Annotated in this window: 17 protein-coding genes; 12 read left to right on the forward strand and 5 right to left on the reverse strand. The window is 43.9% G+C overall.

The features are described from left to right. The first annotated feature begins 1 nt into the window (after position 1). The 11 genes from U5K72_19725 (at position 2) to U5K72_19775 (ending at position 8,180) form a co-directional block, all read left to right on the forward strand. Positions 2-151 carry a hypothetical protein gene (locus U5K72_19725; protein MDZ7721060.1) on the forward strand — a complete coding sequence of 50 codons (150 nt, stop codon included), beginning with the start codon at positions 2-4 and terminating at the stop codon, positions 149-151. 315 nt (positions 152-466) lie between these two features. Next, positions 467-613 carry a hypothetical protein gene (locus tag U5K72_19730; GenBank protein MDZ7721061.1) on the forward strand — a complete coding sequence of 49 codons (147 nt, stop codon included), beginning with the start codon at positions 467-469 and terminating at the stop codon, positions 611-613. A gap of 232 nt (positions 614-845) precedes the next feature. Further along, positions 846-2,030 (forward strand): XRE family transcriptional regulator, encoded by a 1,185-nt coding sequence (locus tag U5K72_19735; protein ID MDZ7721062.1) that lies wholly within the window; start codon positions 846-848, stop codon positions 2,028-2,030. 11 nt (positions 2,031-2,041) lie between these two features. Further along, entirely contained in the window at positions 2,042-2,599 is a 558-nt protein-coding gene (locus tag U5K72_19740) for a hypothetical protein (GenBank protein ID MDZ7721063.1), read from the forward strand. Positions 2,600-2,651: 52 nt separating this feature from the next. Next, positions 2,652-3,374: a hypothetical protein gene (locus U5K72_19745; GenBank protein ID MDZ7721064.1), complete on the forward strand. Its 723-nt coding sequence runs from the start codon at positions 2,652-2,654 to the stop codon at positions 3,372-3,374. Then, entirely contained in the window at positions 3,371-3,781 is a 411-nt protein-coding gene (locus tag U5K72_19750) for a hypothetical protein (GenBank protein ID MDZ7721065.1), read from the forward strand. Before U5K72_19745 ends, U5K72_19750 begins: the two co-directional genes overlap by 4 nt. Beyond that, a complete protein-coding gene (locus U5K72_19755) occupies positions 3,774-4,130 on the forward strand; it encodes a metallophosphoesterase (protein MDZ7721066.1) in 357 nt (118 codons plus the stop codon). Before U5K72_19750 ends, U5K72_19755 begins: the two co-directional genes overlap by 8 nt. Further along, positions 4,025-4,516, forward strand: coding sequence for a metallophosphoesterase (locus U5K72_19760; protein MDZ7721067.1), 492 nt, complete (start codon positions 4,025-4,027; stop codon positions 4,514-4,516). Before U5K72_19755 ends, U5K72_19760 begins: the two co-directional genes overlap by 106 nt. Before the next feature lie 26 nt (positions 4,517-4,542). Continuing rightward, on the forward strand, positions 4,543-4,878 hold the full coding sequence (locus tag U5K72_19765; protein ID MDZ7721068.1) for a hypothetical protein: 336 nt from the start codon (positions 4,543-4,545) through the stop codon (positions 4,876-4,878). Further along, positions 4,875-7,319, forward strand: coding sequence for an AAA family ATPase (locus tag U5K72_19770; protein ID MDZ7721069.1), 2,445 nt, complete (start codon positions 4,875-4,877; stop codon positions 7,317-7,319). The genes U5K72_19765 and U5K72_19770 overlap by 4 nt, the downstream gene beginning before the upstream one ends. A 426-nt stretch (positions 7,320-7,745) precedes the next feature. Then, positions 7,746-8,180: a PIN domain-containing protein gene (locus tag U5K72_19775; protein MDZ7721070.1), complete on the forward strand. Its 435-nt coding sequence runs from the start codon at positions 7,746-7,748 to the stop codon at positions 8,178-8,180. 127 nt (positions 8,181-8,307) lie between these two features. Here U5K72_19775 and U5K72_19780 read toward each other — a convergent pair whose 3' ends face one another. The 4 genes from U5K72_19780 to U5K72_19795 all read right to left on the reverse strand — a co-directional run bounded on the left by U5K72_19780 (position 8,308) and on the right by U5K72_19795 (position 12,144). Continuing rightward, positions 8,308-9,162: a DUF5694 domain-containing protein gene (locus U5K72_19780; GenBank protein ID MDZ7721071.1), complete on the reverse strand. Its 855-nt coding sequence runs from the start codon at positions 9,160-9,162 to the stop codon at positions 8,308-8,310. Between the two features lie 67 nt (positions 9,163-9,229). After that, positions 9,230-9,739 (reverse strand): thioredoxin family protein, encoded by a 510-nt coding sequence (locus U5K72_19785; protein ID MDZ7721072.1) that lies wholly within the window; start codon positions 9,737-9,739, stop codon positions 9,230-9,232. Beyond that, positions 9,736-9,903 (reverse strand): hypothetical protein, encoded by a 168-nt coding sequence (locus tag U5K72_19790; GenBank protein MDZ7721073.1) that lies wholly within the window; start codon positions 9,901-9,903, stop codon positions 9,736-9,738. The genes U5K72_19785 and U5K72_19790 overlap by 4 nt, the downstream gene beginning before the upstream one ends. Positions 9,904-9,909: 6 nt before the next feature. Further along, positions 9,910-12,144, reverse strand: coding sequence for a TonB-dependent receptor (locus tag U5K72_19795; protein MDZ7721074.1), 2,235 nt, complete (start codon positions 12,142-12,144; stop codon positions 9,910-9,912). Positions 12,145-12,433: 289 nt separating this feature from the next. Here U5K72_19795 and U5K72_19800 point away from each other — a divergent pair, with 289 nt between their 5' ends. After that, positions 12,434-12,748 (forward strand): hypothetical protein, encoded by a 315-nt coding sequence (locus U5K72_19800; protein ID MDZ7721075.1) that lies wholly within the window; start codon positions 12,434-12,436, stop codon positions 12,746-12,748. 285 nt (positions 12,749-13,033) lie between these two features. Here U5K72_19800 and U5K72_19805 read toward each other — a convergent pair whose 3' ends face one another. Continuing rightward, a complete protein-coding gene (locus U5K72_19805; GenBank protein MDZ7721076.1) occupies positions 13,034-15,028 on the reverse strand; it encodes a heavy metal translocating P-type ATPase in 1,995 nt (664 codons plus the stop codon). Positions 15,029-15,053 lie beyond the last annotated feature (25 nt).

The following is a 15,053-nucleotide window of genomic DNA, read 5'->3' on the forward strand; positions in this document are numbered from 1 at the left end:
CATGAATGCAAAAAGTTCTAATAATGTCGAAGAAATTCGAAGCGAGTTCCAAAAACTGTTCGAACAATCTGCTGAAGAGCAGGCTGATCACCGGGCACAGATGCTCTCCTATGTTTTCCTGAGCGAGGCTCAAAAAAGCGATGAATCGTAAAAGCTGAACTCGCAAAAGGCTGGCCAAAGAGATCGGCACATCCGCCAGCTATCTCACACAGCTCTTTCGAGGCGACCGTCTGTTGAATTTCAAGACCGTGGCGAAAATTGAAGCGGCGCTGGACATCGAATTTAGAGTATCTGTATCACACGATACTGCCACATATCAAAATAGCGAAGAGTTGAACCTGAACCATTCCCAGGTAAATGAACCTTGATTGTGGATGTAATTGCATATTCGGCGAGGCAGAAGTATGAGCCAAAAGAGTACATGAAGAAGAAAGGCGGTCACAATTTTTTCCTTAACCATTAGAAGTTGCCCATCGGCGGCTACCATCCCGCCGAAAAATGGCTCAAAGACCGCCGCGACCGCACGCTCAGCATGGAGGAGATTCAGCACTATCAGAAGATTATCGTGGCGTTGATGGAGACGGATAGGATTATGGGGGAAATCGGCTTATAATGAATTGCTCTCCGAAAAATTCTGACAATGTCATAATTTTCATAAGATAGATACGAATTAAGAGAAATTATTACTACTTTAAAGTATGATTTGATTGACATGTCAGATAATAAATAAATACAATCTTCAGCTTTCTTAAGAAATAGTTGATGGAGACAGAGTAAAATTGACGTGTTCACAGACGAATTTAAACTTTGAACACGAAACCGTAACCGCCTGAGGAACCTTAGCAATGAAAAATATACTGGAAGAATTGGACCCTGTTGTATTGGGTGAGGAATTAAAGCATGCCAGAAATAAGGCGGGCATGACTCAGGAGGAGGTCTCCAAACTTTTGGATGTAGCCAGAACTACGGTTACGGCTATTGAAAAAGGAGAGCGCCGAATTCGCCCGGATGAATTGATCAAGCTATCCGAAGCCTTTAACAAAAGTGTTCACGAGTTTTTGAGGGTAAAAAAACCCATTGAATCATTCCAGGTGCAGTTCAGGGCAGCATACAAACGTTCTGAAAAAGAGAATGACGAAATGAATTCCATCATTGATGAATTTGAAGAACTCTGCCGCGACTATTTGGAGCTGGAGGAACTTGTTTATGGTATGCCGTGGCAAAATTATCCTGTGGAATACAAAATTACCGGCTCAAATATTGAACAAAGTGCGGAGAGCATAGCTATCAGAGAGAGAAACCGGTTGGGGTTAGGGGATGGGCCGATCCCCATGCTGCGGGATATCCTGGAGCAGGATATAGGCCTTCGGATTTTCTATTTAAAAATGCCTGCGAACTTTTCTGAAATGTATAACTATCATGATTACCTGGGAGGCTGTATGGCGGTGAATGCAAATCATCCCGAAGTAAGAAGACGTTGGTCTATGAGTCATGGATATGCCCATTTTCTTGTTCACAGGAAAGGGCCGGTTGTTGATTCAGAGGAAAAACATGTCCGGCTTGAAAAAAATGAACAATTTGCAGATGCTTTTTCAAAACATTTTTTAATGCCTGCAAATAGCATACTTAAAAAATACGATGATATTAAAAAGTCCAAGAATAAATTTACCATTGCGGATCTGTTTATTACTGCCCACTATTATGGGGTTTCACTTGAAGCAATGACTCGCAGGCTGGAAGAGATGAAACTGATTGATTTGGGAACCTGGGAGAAATTAAAGAGCCACAATATTCGAATAAAGGAAGAACAGAAAAAACTCAATATTGAAGAGTTACCCCAGCGGGATGATATGCTTCCCGTTCGATATCAGTATTTGGCACTGTATGCATTTGAAAAAGGGATGATTACGGAGGGGCAGTTTGCAAAATTCCTAAGAAAAAACCGTGTTGAAGCCAGAGACTTTGTTATGGAAAATCAATTTGAAATTGATGATGATCTTGAACTTGAACAGCCATTATCCGTTTTATAAAAGATTAACAAATGACTATTCATTTTGAACAGAAGGGTATCATACTTGATGCGTGTTGTATTATCAATTTGTATGCAAGTTCTGTTATGCAAGAGGTTTTAGAATCGTTTCAGTTACCTTTTTATGTAGACCGATATGTAAAAGAGAGAGAAGCATTAAAAATAAAAGGAGAAAAGGAAAATGAGTTTATTGATATAGATTTGCTCCCTTTTATCCAGGATAAAATATTGCACGAAGTTTCTCTGTCGGGTGAGGATGAGGTGAATACATTTGTTAATTTGGCGGTTTCACTGGATGATGGCGAGGCCAGATGTGGGGCTATTGCTGCTCACCGAAATTTAGTTGTTGCTACGGATGAAAAAGTTGGAATTCGAATATTTTCAGGCTTAGGGCCACCGATTTCCACAATCAGTACTCTGGAAATTCTGCATGATTGGTCGGTGAATAAAAATATAACGACCGATAAAATAAGCATGGTTTTGAAGAAGATTGAAAAAAGAGCAAGCTACCGGCCGGGATCAAAACATGCGTATTTTGAATGGTGGAAAAAACATTATCAAATAGGATAAAGGCAATTAATTTTTCCTTATTCATAATGAATACTTACTGTCTGGACCTATTATGACCGAAATCCAACCAAACTTATTCATTGGCAACGAAAACGACTATGAGTTCAACGTTAAAGACCAGGAAGGCTGGAGTGTGGTACACGCCTGTAAAGAACCCTACCATCGTCAGGCGCTTGGGTATTCAGGAAGAGGGGCGCCGAAAGATCATCCCGAATATTTAATGGCAAAAAGGGAAAACCGGCTCATTCTCAAGCTGGTGATTGAAAAAGAACGAGTGCTCACTGAAAATTGGAACAAGCCTCATGGCAGGGGCAACATCGACCCGGAGAATTTTTCCCCTTATCCCAAAAATCCCATGATAGCCCGCTTCTTTAAAGAAATCGGCCGGGTTGACGAGTTGGGTTCCGGCGTGCGAAATACCTACAAATATTGCGGCCTCTATACCCCCGGTACTAAACCGGAATTTATTGAAGGCGATGTGTTTAAGGCGATTATACCCATTCAAACCGAACAAGTTAGTGGGGAAGCTACTGGGGAAGTTAGTGGGGAAGTTCAAAAAGTAGTAAGCGCTTTAGAAGCTGCAATGAAACGTTCAGAAATACAAAATAAACTGGAATTAAAACACGATGATTATTTCAGGCTAAACTACATTGAGCCGGCCATAAAAGAAGGTTTCATAGAAATGACATACCCGAACAGCCCCAACCATCCGAATCAGAAATACCGATTGACGGCGAAAGGTAAAAAGCTGAAGACGCGAATGGAGAAGAAATGAAAATTAGCAAGGTACACAATAACGGGAAAAATAGAGTGCAGGTGAATAAAAACGGCTCTTCTGATCCACATTTCGAAACCGATGATGAGCGCACCTATTTCCTGGCGGTTTTGCCGGTTCATCCGGAGGTAAAAATGAGGGGCGAAGCTGAGGGTCAAGCTCAAGAAAACGACTTAAATGACACTGAAAGAACCATTTTGGATATTTTAAAGCAGGGGCCAAGCTCTACAGATGAAATTGTCAAAGAGTTGGGATTAAGCAAGCGGACAGGAGCTTTACAGAGAACATTAAAGAGCTTGTTGGAAAAAGAATTCATTGAATATTTGTATCCGGATACACCGCGGCATCCCGGCCAAAAATATATATTAAGGAAACAGTACCCTAAAACAGATCATAGAGATGATTAGAATTTACCACACCGCCGACCTCCACATCGGCCTCCGATTCAAAAACCACCCGGAAGCCAGTGAAACTTTAGTTCAGGCCCGCTACGAAACACTTGAAAAATTGGTTGGCATGGCTAATGAGCAGAATGCGGATATTTTTGCCATTGCCGGAGACCTGTTCGACCGAACAAGTATGAAGGTGTCTGACATTCAAAGGGTTATTCAGACGATCAATAAATTTGAGGGGAAGTGTGGCCTTGGTACTTGCCCGGTAATCACGACTATATCACCGAAGACAGCCAGCTCTGGGACCGGTTCAAAAAAGAGGCAGGAGGAAACGTGCTGGTTTTGGATAAAAAAGAACCTGTAGATCTGAGTGAGTATGACCTGAACGCAGTGGTCTGGCCGGCTCCCTGCCACGCCAAACACTCAGCAGAAAACGCGGTGGGTTGGGTGAAAGATGAAGAGAAAGACCCGGATAAGGTTCATATCGGTATCGCCCACGGAAGTATCGAAGGTGTATCGCCCGATTTTAATCAGCAGTATTTTCCGATGACTGTTCGGGAGCTGAACAGTTCCGGCGTAGATATCTGGCTGATGGGCCATACCCACATTACTTTTCCAGAAAAACCGGGAAAAAGGATATCGTATTCAATCCGGGCACCCCGGAGCCGGACGGTTTCGATTGCAATCACGAAGGCCGGGCGTTTTTGCATACTGTTGATGAAAACAAATCCATCTCAACGGAGATTCTGAGCACCGGAACGTATCGGTTCCGCAAAATGGAAAGAAGTTTAAACAGTGCCTCTGATGTAGATAAGCTTTTGGACGAGTTCGAAGATGACGAATATAACCGAATCATGCTTAAGCTTGCCGTCTCCGGCCGACTGGAGCCTGAACTGTTTGAGAAATGGCGGGAAAAGAGGCACAGCATCCGGGAGGCGGTTCTTGAACTGAAGCTGGACGATTCAGAACTCCGGCGAAAAGTAACCGAAGAGCAGATCCGAAAGGAGTTTACTGAAGGGTCTTTCCCCGAACAGCTGCTCTCCTCTATTCCGGAAGAAAATGAGGACGAACTGCAGATGGCCTATGAACTGATCCGTGAGGTGAAGCAATGAAGCTGAAATCGATTAAACTGCACCCGTTTGCCGGTATCCGTGATAAAAGTATTGAGTTTGACGACGGATTAAATGTTCTGCTTGGACCGAATGAAGCGGGTAAATCTACCATCTACAATGCTATTCTGAACGGACTGCTGACAACCACCTCATTAACAACGACAAAAGTGGAAAGTGAAATGGGACGGTTTTTTCCTGCATCGGGAGGGGATGTCATTCGTGTGGATCTGGAATTGCTGGATGAGGATCAAAACACCATTCGCATTCGGAAAGCCTGGAAAAAAGGAAATCGAAAGGGGAGTGCTTCTCTTCACCTTGCTGACGGTACAGAGATCACAGACGAGGAGATAGTTCAGCAGAAAATCGAAGAACTGCTCCCGGTATCTGCGGCGACCCTTCGAACGATCTTGCTTGCGGATCAGTCCGGCCTGCATCGCACCATTCGTGAAATGGAACAGGAAGATGGGGTCCGCAAGGAGCTGGGAGATATCCTGCGTCAAAATTTGATGGAAACGGGCGGCGTGTCGGTTGACCGGTTCCGTGAACTGCTGGACAATCGGTACGAAGAGTATTTCAAACGGTGGGACCGGGATCAGGACTATCCGGAGAAAAACAGGGGTATCAGCAATCCATATAAAACAGGAACAGGGAAAGTTCTGGACGCCTATTATCAAAAAGAACAGCTCCGGCTGGACCTTGAAGAGGCCAGGAGGTTTGAAGATGAGCTGGATCAGCTGAATGAACAGCTTTCGGTGTTGATCAACCGCCAAAAAGAGAAGAAGGAAGAGTTCGACAAACTCCAGCCGCTGAAAAAAGGGATCAGCCAGCGGCAATTGCTGGAACAGAAACTGGAAACGGCTCAAGAGAAGCGGAAAACCCTGCTTGAGATTAGTCAGCAGTGGCCGGTCATGGAAGATCGTATCAAACAGCTGGAGCCGAAGAAAAAAGTTCAGCAGGAAAAGATTGAGAAACTTCAGGAGGAACAGAAAAAAGCTCAAGAGAAGCAGCAGGCAAATCAGCTTGAATCCCGCATCAAAAAACTGGAACAACTTGTTGAAGATGTAGAGGCTGCCAGGAAGGAAGTAAATGAAGCGAAGAAAGTTGAGGAGGCTGAAGTGAAAAAGCTCCGTGAGCTTCAATCTGAAGTGAGGAGATTGAATACACAGATTGAGGCTGCTCGACTTACGATAAAAATCCATTCGAAATCGGATGGCTCTATAGAATACTCAGAAGCTGGAAAAGATGAAGAGACATTAAAGGCCAAATCGGGTGAAGTAATCGAGAAAACAGTCTCCGGTGGATTTACCTTGAAAACCGGGGAACTGAATATACAGGTTATTTCGGGTGAGGGAGATTTGGAGCAGGTCATAGAAAATTATCAGCACAAAAAGGAAGAGCTAAACACAGTACTTCAAAAGTTTGAGGTGGAATCCGTTCAGGATGCAGAATCGTTTGCGTCTTTGTATCAACAGAAGCAGCAAAAACTTCAGCAAGCGGAGAAATTATACAAATCTGAATTAGGCGAAGATAACATCAGTGATTTAAAAGAATCATTGAAAGAGTTTGGCGATTTGAAACAAATTCGCTCATCTGAAGATATTACGGATGATCTTGTTGATGCTCGAACAGAACTTCAGAGTCTAACCAAAGAAGCGGATGAAGCCGGGGAGAAATTAGAGAAGTGGAAAGAGACGTATGAATCGGTAGAGGATGTAATATTAGAACTGGCGGATCTATCGAAGTCTATTAAAGATATAAAAAGGGAAATAGAGCAACTGCCGGAGCTTCCCGAAGGGTTTGAGTCGGCCAACGAGTTTATTGAATACGTTGAGGCAATGGATCAGGATATTCGTGACCTTGAAGCGAAGATTAGTAACTATAAAATTGAGAAAGCGAATCTTGAAAAGGATGCCCCCGATACATCCTCTGAGGAGCTTGAAAAGATGCTGGAAGAAGCGGAGGCTGATTTTGAACGGATTTACCACGAAGCGGAAACGCTGGCTAAGGTCCGGGAACGAACGTTAGATCTGCTTGAATCAATGGATGCCAATACCTACAGCGGGCTGGAACAGAGCTTTCTGAATTGGGTGCAGCAGATGGTGGGTAATCGCTTTGATACCATACAAATGAACGGAGATTTACCACAAACCTTTCAAACCGATGACGGCCGACCGCTCACCTATGAAATTCTGTCTCATGGTACCAAAGATATCGTGGCTCTTGCCTGGCGATTTGCGTTAACAGAGTATTTTCTGAAGGATCAAGCCGGCTTCATTGTTCTGGACGACCCAATGGTGGATATGGACCCGGAACGGAGAAAGATGGCTTCAGAGGCAATTGAAGTGTTTGCTAAAAAGCAGCAGGTGTTAGTGATGACATGCCATCCGGAGCATGCAAAACAAATAGGTAAGAAAAACAAGAGTGCAATTGAATTTCCATAAGAGTACTTCATCTTATTCAAACTGACATGACCGAAATCCACACAAGACCTCTTCATCGGCAACGAAAACGACTACGAGTTCAAGGTCAAAAACCAGGAAGGCTGGAGTGTGGTACACGCCTGCAAAGAACCTTATCATCGGCAGGCGCTTGGGTTTTCGGGCAGTGTGATAAATTCAAAATAGTTGCCTGCCGTGATCGTTTTATAGTATATTGCTTTTAAATAATCCTATTGTAATGAGTGATAAACGAAAAAACGCAGCCATTTTAGAAAAAAAGGAATTAAAAAAATCAAAACACCTGGTTAAAGATCAGGATACGGGATTGGTTTTTCTAACTGGCCCCTCCATTACTAAAAAAAAGGTCCAAAAAGATTTTCCGATCGACTCCGATAGAGACACAATTATAATTCGCCGCTCAGTAGGTTTATGAATGTACTGTTTGATAGCAGCGCTTTAGTAGCATTATTAGTGAAAGATCACGATGACCATCAGCGTGTTTACCAACTCTATAAAGAGTATGCAGATAGGGAAACAGATTTATTTATTTCTACACATTCCATTGCCGAAGTCTTTAGAACATTAACCTGGGGAGTGGAATATTTAAACTATTCAGCCAATGAAGCCCACCAAGCTATTCACTACTCCATACTATCTGTATTTGAAACTGTAGATAGCACCAAGACGGACTATCGACTTGTTTTGGAATTTCTCAGACAAAATAATCTCAAAGGGCCAATCATCTATGATGCATTGATAGCCTTCGCATCTGAAAAGGTCAGAGCAAAAGAACTCGTAACATTAAATACAAAAGACTTTAGACGTGTTTGGGGACTCACTTCTGCCAATTTGGTAGAACCATAAGTTTAATTATAAACTATCCATTTTACCTGTTTCATAGCGGCATTTCTATTACTCTACGGTGCCACAAATCTGATAAAATACTTTCAGAATCCAAGAGATCGGTCCGGGTTGGTTCAATGATTTTTGATCAGAGATAATCATTCGGTTCAACCAATTTCATCTGCAGATCTGATTCAACAAAATACCTGAGCAGCGGAGCATGGCCTGATCCGAAGATTACGATAATTCGATCACCAGGTTTGGTAATCTGACTCAAACTTGAAAATATTTTGATATTTCGTTCATGCCATTCGCTGACTAAATCTGCTCCAACAAAAGTTGTGTCGTTTCCTACGGACGCTGTTAAAGCATAAAAATGCCGCTGCACAGCCAGGTATTCAGGACTGTTTTTCTTTCGAAGAATTTCAGGAATAGTATTGCTGCTGACTAACTCCTGATTTCTGTTTTCTACATATTCGCTAAGCTTTTGGAACTGATCTACAAATTCCGGCTGATGTTCCTTTGCAAAATCAAGAACAGTCTGGAAGGGAAAATCACCATCATGATCGATTGAATAGACTTGGTCGTGATTGAACTCACCGGCCAGTCGAAACCCCAGTTGTTGCCGTTCATTTCTCGAAAGCGAATGGTTACCGGCAAGGTAAGCGCTGTACATGCTGTCAATCTCGGGTTTGTAATCCGGCCTGGCTTCGAGGGCAATTTTGGTAGGCTGAAACTCAGACAGGCTATCTATCACTTGATCTATTTGAGCTTGGTATTTAGGCTCCAAAACATCCGGAAATTTGATATTAATCACATCCTGCCCCGGATTTCCAAAATGAGAAGTTCCCAGGATCATCACCTCAATCTCTTCCTGATGATCGACTGGTGCCTGTCCTGAAACCGGTTCTGTGGAAAAGGAGAGAAAAACGAAAAGAAGTGTTGCAGGCAAGAAAAGTCGCTTCAAATAAGTTTTAAAACTATGCAGATCCATTTGATTCATGCATTTACTTAATGTTTTAGTGCATGAATGAATACGAAAATCGAGAAGCGATGTTTAACAGGTACTGCTATTGATACGTTGCAAGAAAGTTATCGAAAGATATACTCTGATAAGCCCCCGATGAAACATACATCAAAACCGGTTCCAGGCGTTTAGGTTCAAGAAATCCGGAGGTATGAAACAGATAGCCGCCATCCGGTGCCAGGAAAACAAGAGCCGGCACCCCCTCTGCATTTAGCGTTTGAGCCAACCGAAGCGGGGTGAGAGTTTGATTTCTGTATTGAAGGGGAGTTTCGTTATCATCGCGGTTCAGACGTGTCCATACAAATTGTTCAGAAAAATCATCAGCCAGTTCGGGATACACCTCTTTCTGCATCTTTTTGCACCAGCCGCACCACGGTGCCCAGATATCCGCCAAAATGGGAAGTTGATTCTCTTCTGCAAGTTGTATGGCCTCTTCGAACGGTTCCCACTGAATCGAATGTTCCTGGGCAATGGCAGATGACTCAAAAAGAGTTCCTGTCAGCATTAATGCAGTAATAATGATGGTGATAATTTGAGATTCTTTTTTATTCATGGTTCCGTAATGTTGGTTTGGAGGTTGTCACCCTCCTGTTCGCTCTGTTCACTTCTCCTTTCAAAGGGAGATTTTACTCGTTCCGAAGGTCCTCCTTCGGAATGCCAAACCGAAGCTCCGCTTCCATTCATTCCATCAGCTTCCCAAACAGAAATCAAACTCATGTCAATTTATCTGAGATTTATTCGTGCACCTAACGAGAATGTTCGCCCAACAATCGGCCCCCATGTATAAATGGTGTCAAAATCAGGACCAAACGGATTTCTGGCATCCACAAGCGGACTTCCCTGGGTGTAATCAAATATATTTTCTATGGAGATATAGGCTTCAAAACCAACTCCTATGCTGCTGTTCACATTGGTAAACTCTTTCGTGATTTTCAGATCATGAGTTGAAAAAGCAGGCGACCATTCATCCCTCCCAAAATCTTCTACATAATTGTTCGGCATTCGTTTCGGCCCAACGAGGTTGCCATTGTATCCCAATGACAAATCAAGCGAACGAATGTCATAAGTGGCCCCGAACGTACCTGTATACTCCGGTGCGTAAGTCAACGCTTGCTTCTGGCCATTCTCATCCGTGTACACATCCATGATGGTGAGACTCGCATTATAACTGAAGGGAAGGGCTGTGAAATTCTGATCAAGATCTACAGAAAATCCTTGTGTGACTGAAAATCCATCCAGGTTTTCGTAGACGATTAGGTTTGGATCCTGGTCATAATCCGGGATGATCTTGTTTGAAAAATGGGTGTAAAATCCATCGAGACTGATGGTCATTGGATTTGTTCCAAAGGGTATGATCTGCTCCAAACTCGCCGTAATACTTTTGGATCGTTCGGGATCGAGATCTTCATTGAATACAACATCTCGAGATCCGGTCAGTGCTGCGTGATCTTCTGTAAATACATTTACCACCCGAAACCCCGTACCGGCGCTTGCCCTGAATGTTGTTGATTCCGTTGGGCTGAATTTTGCGGATAATCGAGGAGCGGTTACATAGCCGTGTTCGGAGTGGTGATCAATCCGGAGTCCGCCGAGAAATGTAAAATCACTGACAGTTAATTCTCCCTGCGAGAAGATTCCCGGAATCCATCGGCGGTCCACGCCTTCGGAAGTAGCGGGCGTATTATCGTTGTAGGTTTCATATCGGAGAGTTGCTCCCGACAGTAGTTTAAAATGATCTCCGACGGACTGATCCCACGTGGCCTGGCCAAATATAATTCCCTGCTGCGCATCATACCATTCAGTCCCATAGTAGCTGTCCTGATCATGATACGTGACAGCTCCGCTAAATCGAAGTTGTTCATTGAGACCTGCGGGCCGATAGTCACTCATCATTTCAAACCGGTTGGTGTAGATCGATTCCCCGTAAATTTGATCCGAGCCGCGAAGATCATCCGTAAAAGCCTGTACACCCCCGGTTCGGTTCTCCGTGTAAACTTTGGTGGCTACATTTAAGCGCTGCTCCATGTTTTTCCCGAGAAGTGTACCCTTTCCAAATAGAGAAAGTCGAGATTGATTGACCAGATCGTTAAATGTGTCGCCGTTTTTGTCAAAATAATTCTCCAGGCGAACGATGTTTCCACTGACGAATCCTTCAAAGCGTCCGACCTTCGGAGAATAGGCCAGGTTTATATTTCCCTCTTCAGTACTTTTTGCATAGATATCTGCAGAAAAAGTTGGGGTGGTAGCCGGATTTTTGGTGATAATATTCACCACGCCACCCAACGCCTGTGTTCCGTAGAGAGTAGATTGCGGACCTTTTATCACTTCCACCTGGTCGATAATGGACGGGCTGATTCCGTTCAACCCATAAACGGAGGCCAGTGCTCCCATAATCGGCATGCCGTCAATCAGTACGGCTGTGTTTGGGCCTTCCACTCCGTTGATTCGAATAGCATTGGTTCCGCAAACTCCGCAGTTTAACTGAGTTGAGAGTCCGTTTACACTACTGATCAGATCCATGATATTCGCACTGATTTTTCCCTGCTGAAGCTGTTCAGATTTTACAACGCTGACTTTCACCGGAGAGTCTTTGACGTGGGTTTTTCGCATCGTTCCGGTTACGACCACCTGATCGAGCTCAAGTGTGGATTCTTCCAGTTCGATATTCAGTTCCAAAACTTCTCCAGCTTGAATCTCGACAGTGGTTGAATATTTTTTAAATCCAACTGAGGAAACTTCCAGGGTGTACGTACCGGCTGGAATATTTTTGATTTGATACAATCCCTTGGCATCAGTAGCAGTTCCTTTTTGAAGCTCGGCAATACCAGCGTTGGCGCCGATGACCGGCTCTCCTTTGGATGTAACCGTTCCTTCAATTTCTCCTACCGATTTTTGAGCAGCTCCTGTACAGGGAAGCAGGAGAATGAGTGTCAATAGAAACAAGTATGATTTTCTCATAGATAAACTATTTATTTAGTCTTAACTAAAAATTAGTTTATCTAAGAAAATATGTCAAGTGAAATATGTTGACCCAACCCCCGGCCCCTGACATTACTCATATAATTTTATCATTTTTGATATAAACTGATGCCAGCCAATAGATAAAGCCGTTAGGTTTTTTTGTCTTGATTCATCTGTACAAACAGGGATCTGTAGATTTGCAGCCATAATGAAAAGCTCTGAAAGAGCGCAAGAACATAGCCCCGGGCAGAGTGAGCTTACGAACGACGCCCGGGGATAAACAAGCATGAGAATAGGCCCCGAGGCGGTGGACCGCGGACGGGCAACACTTATTATCGAGGGGTTCCGGAAATACCGTGGAAAAGACGATCCCCTTCGAATCCCGGATACGCCGGTCAATTCAACCCTCGAACTTGCAGGAAGCTTTTCAACATCCGGCGGCTCGGGTTTGTATGGTTGGCTGCCTTCTATCCCCAGGCGTCGTTCGGAGTATCTCCTCACTCTGCCTGGGGCTGTGTTCTTCAGACTCTTTCAGAGTCGGATTTCTGCCATTCATGACTTCACAGGATTTTTTAAATCTTATGACCAAAAAATTAGATGAACTCTATATCTGGCCCATCCATATCAGAAGTCCTTCCAAGGCGTGCTTTACGACCATATGGAGCCTGACCGACTGCCGGCGGTAGGGATTTAGGGTGGGTCTGAAACGTGAAGTATCTTTGCGTTCTCGGTACCCTTGGCGGTTTCAAAAAAAGGAAGTAATTCATCGGAAAGGGGCAAAAGACTTCCGAAGTCTTTTCAGTGATCTTCTGATGTTTGAATGTTAAAAGAGGAGTCAGTAATAATTCAATCCTAAGAGACTTCGGAAGTCTCCTTCAGGGCTCAATCAAAATCCATTCTCTGAATTCGAATTGCGTTTAACACAGCTAAGCAAAGCCACACCCACATCCGCAAAAACAGCTTCCCAAAGAGTGGCGATTCCGATGGCGCCAAGAACAAGCACCAAACCTTTTACGCCCAAAGCCAGGCCGATATTTTGCCAGACGATATTTCGTGTTTTCTTGGCGATGGTGATAGCCGTGGCAATTTTGGAAGGTTGATCTGTTTGAATCACTACATCCGCCGTTTCGATGGCGGCGTCACTTCCCATCGCTCCCATGGCAATTCCGATATCACTTAATGCCAACACGGGCGCATCGTTGATTCCGTCACCCACAAAAGAAGTGGTTCCCTCATACTGATTCATAATCGCTTCCAGTTTCTCCGCTTTTTCTTCAGGAAGTAGTTCTCCAAAAACCTGATCAATTTTGAGTTGAGTACCGATTCTGTCCGCTTCGGATTGAATATCCCCGCTGAGCATAAACAAACGCTCAACTCCAAGATCTCTTATTTTCTGAATGGCCTGAGCCGAATCATCTTTTACTTCATCGGAAATTGTTAATAGTCCGGCATGTTTTCCATCAACTGCGATGTGAATAATAGTTTCATCGGAATCATTAGAATAGCCGTTCAGGTTTATATCTTTCCGATTCATTAGCTTTTTATTCCCGATCAGAATAGTTGAATTATCGACTGTGGCCTGGATTCCATGACCCGGAATTTCGGATTGCTCGGTTACTGCCAATGAAGATCCATTTCTATTTCCAGTAAACTCAGTGATCGCTTTCGCAATGGGGTGCGTTGAGTTCCTTTCCGCGGCATGCAGGTAGGAGAAGAGTTGACCTTCGTCATGATCGAAACTTTGGAAATCCTGAACCGCAAACACACCTTTTGTCAGCGTTCCGGTTTTATCAAAGACAACTGTTTTAACGGATTTTAGGGCATCCAGATAATTCGATCCCTTCACCAAAATTCCATTCCTCGAAGCCGCCCCGATTCCCCCAAAGTATCCCAGCGGAATAGAGATCACAAGTGCACACGGACAGGAGATGACGAGAAAAACGAGTCCACGATAAAACCACTCTTCAAACACGTAATTGCTCACAAAAAACCAGGGAGTCAGAACCAGCAGTGTTGCCAGAAGAACCACTATAGGGGTATAAACTCTGGCAAAAGAACGTATAAATTGTTCGGTTTTTGATTTTCGGGAGGCCGCATCCTGAACCATCTTTAAGATCCGGGTGATGGAATTGTTCTCAAAAGAACTGGTCACTTCGATCTCAATAACCATGTCTTGGTTAATGAATCCAGAGAGAACTTTTTCATCTTTTTCAAAATGTCTGGGCTTGCTCTCGCCGGTAATGGCGGAGGTATCAAAAGCGGCTCGTTCGTTTAAAAGATTTCCATCCAAAGGAATACGTTCACCCGGCTTCACCCGGATGATATCTCCGATATTTACATCTTTTGGATGGACGATTTCAAAAGAGTCTCCCCGCTTTAGATCTGCCGTGTTCGGACGAATATCGAGCAGTGCTTTGATATTTCCCCGTGCTTTCTGAACGGCTGCTTGTTGAAATGCCTCACCTACAGAGTAGAACAACATTACCGCCACTCCCTCGGGATATTCTCCGATCAAAAATGCTCCAACGGTTGCAATACCCATCAGAAAAAATTCGGTAAAGAGATCTCCCTGTTTCAGACTTTTCCATCCCATCTCCAAAACCGGCAGGCCAACCGGCAAATAGGCAATACCATACCATCCAATTCGAACCAGTTCAGAAAACCAGGCAGGCTGAATGAATGTATCGAGAATCAGGCCTGTACCGAGCATCAAAAAACTGACAATCGGCTGCCAATGGTCTTTCATAAATGATCTATCCTTATCACCCTGAGTGTTCTCTTGAAACGGATCTTGCCCGGCATCACACGAGCAAGAAGCCTGGGAGGTTTTTTGAGGCTGCGGCGAACAGCAATCATCTTGGGCGTTTGTATCTTTTTTCATTTGATAAATCTTTACTTCTGTCAAT

This window comes from Balneolaceae bacterium, assembly GCA_034521495.1.
Lineage (GTDB): Bacteria > Bacteroidota > Rhodothermia > Balneolales > Balneolaceae > Rhodohalobacter.

Coding starts and splice junctions, on each gene's coding strand:
- U5K72_19725 (MDZ7721060.1), top strand. CDS start 2: ATGAATGCAAAAAGTTCTAATAATGTCGAAGAAATTCGAAGCGAGTTC.
- U5K72_19735 (MDZ7721062.1), top strand. CDS start 846: ATGAAAAATATACTGGAAGAATTGGACCCTGTTGTATTGGGTGAGGAA.
- U5K72_19740 (MDZ7721063.1), top strand. CDS start 2,042: ATGACTATTCATTTTGAACAGAAGGGTATCATACTTGATGCGTGTTGT.
- U5K72_19745 (MDZ7721064.1), top strand. CDS start 2,652: ATGACCGAAATCCAACCAAACTTATTCATTGGCAACGAAAACGACTAT.
- U5K72_19750 (MDZ7721065.1), top strand. CDS start 3,371: ATGAAAATTAGCAAGGTACACAATAACGGGAAAAATAGAGTGCAGGTG.
- U5K72_19755 (MDZ7721066.1), top strand. CDS start 3,774: ATGATTAGAATTTACCACACCGCCGACCTCCACATCGGCCTCCGATTC.
- U5K72_19765 (MDZ7721068.1), top strand. CDS start 4,543: ATGGAAAGAAGTTTAAACAGTGCCTCTGATGTAGATAAGCTTTTGGAC.
- U5K72_19770 (MDZ7721069.1), top strand. CDS start 4,875: ATGAAGCTGAAATCGATTAAACTGCACCCGTTTGCCGGTATCCGTGAT.
- U5K72_19775 (MDZ7721070.1), top strand. CDS start 7,746: ATGAATGTACTGTTTGATAGCAGCGCTTTAGTAGCATTATTAGTGAAA.
- U5K72_19780 (MDZ7721071.1), bottom strand. CDS start 9,162: ATGAATCAAATGGATCTGCATAGTTTTAAAACTTATTTGAAGCGACTT.
- U5K72_19785 (MDZ7721072.1), bottom strand. CDS start 9,739: ATGAATAAAAAAGAATCTCAAATTATCACCATCATTATTACTGCATTA.
- U5K72_19790 (MDZ7721073.1), bottom strand. CDS start 9,903: ATGAGTTTGATTTCTGTTTGGGAAGCTGATGGAATGAATGGAAGCGGA.
- U5K72_19795 (MDZ7721074.1), bottom strand. CDS start 12,144: ATGAGAAAATCATACTTGTTTCTATTGACACTCATTCTCCTGCTTCCC.
- U5K72_19800 (MDZ7721075.1), top strand. CDS start 12,434: ATGAGAATAGGCCCCGAGGCGGTGGACCGCGGACGGGCAACACTTATT.
- U5K72_19805 (MDZ7721076.1), bottom strand. CDS start 15,028: ATGAAAAAAGATACAAACGCCCAAGATGATTGCTGTTCGCCGCAGCCT.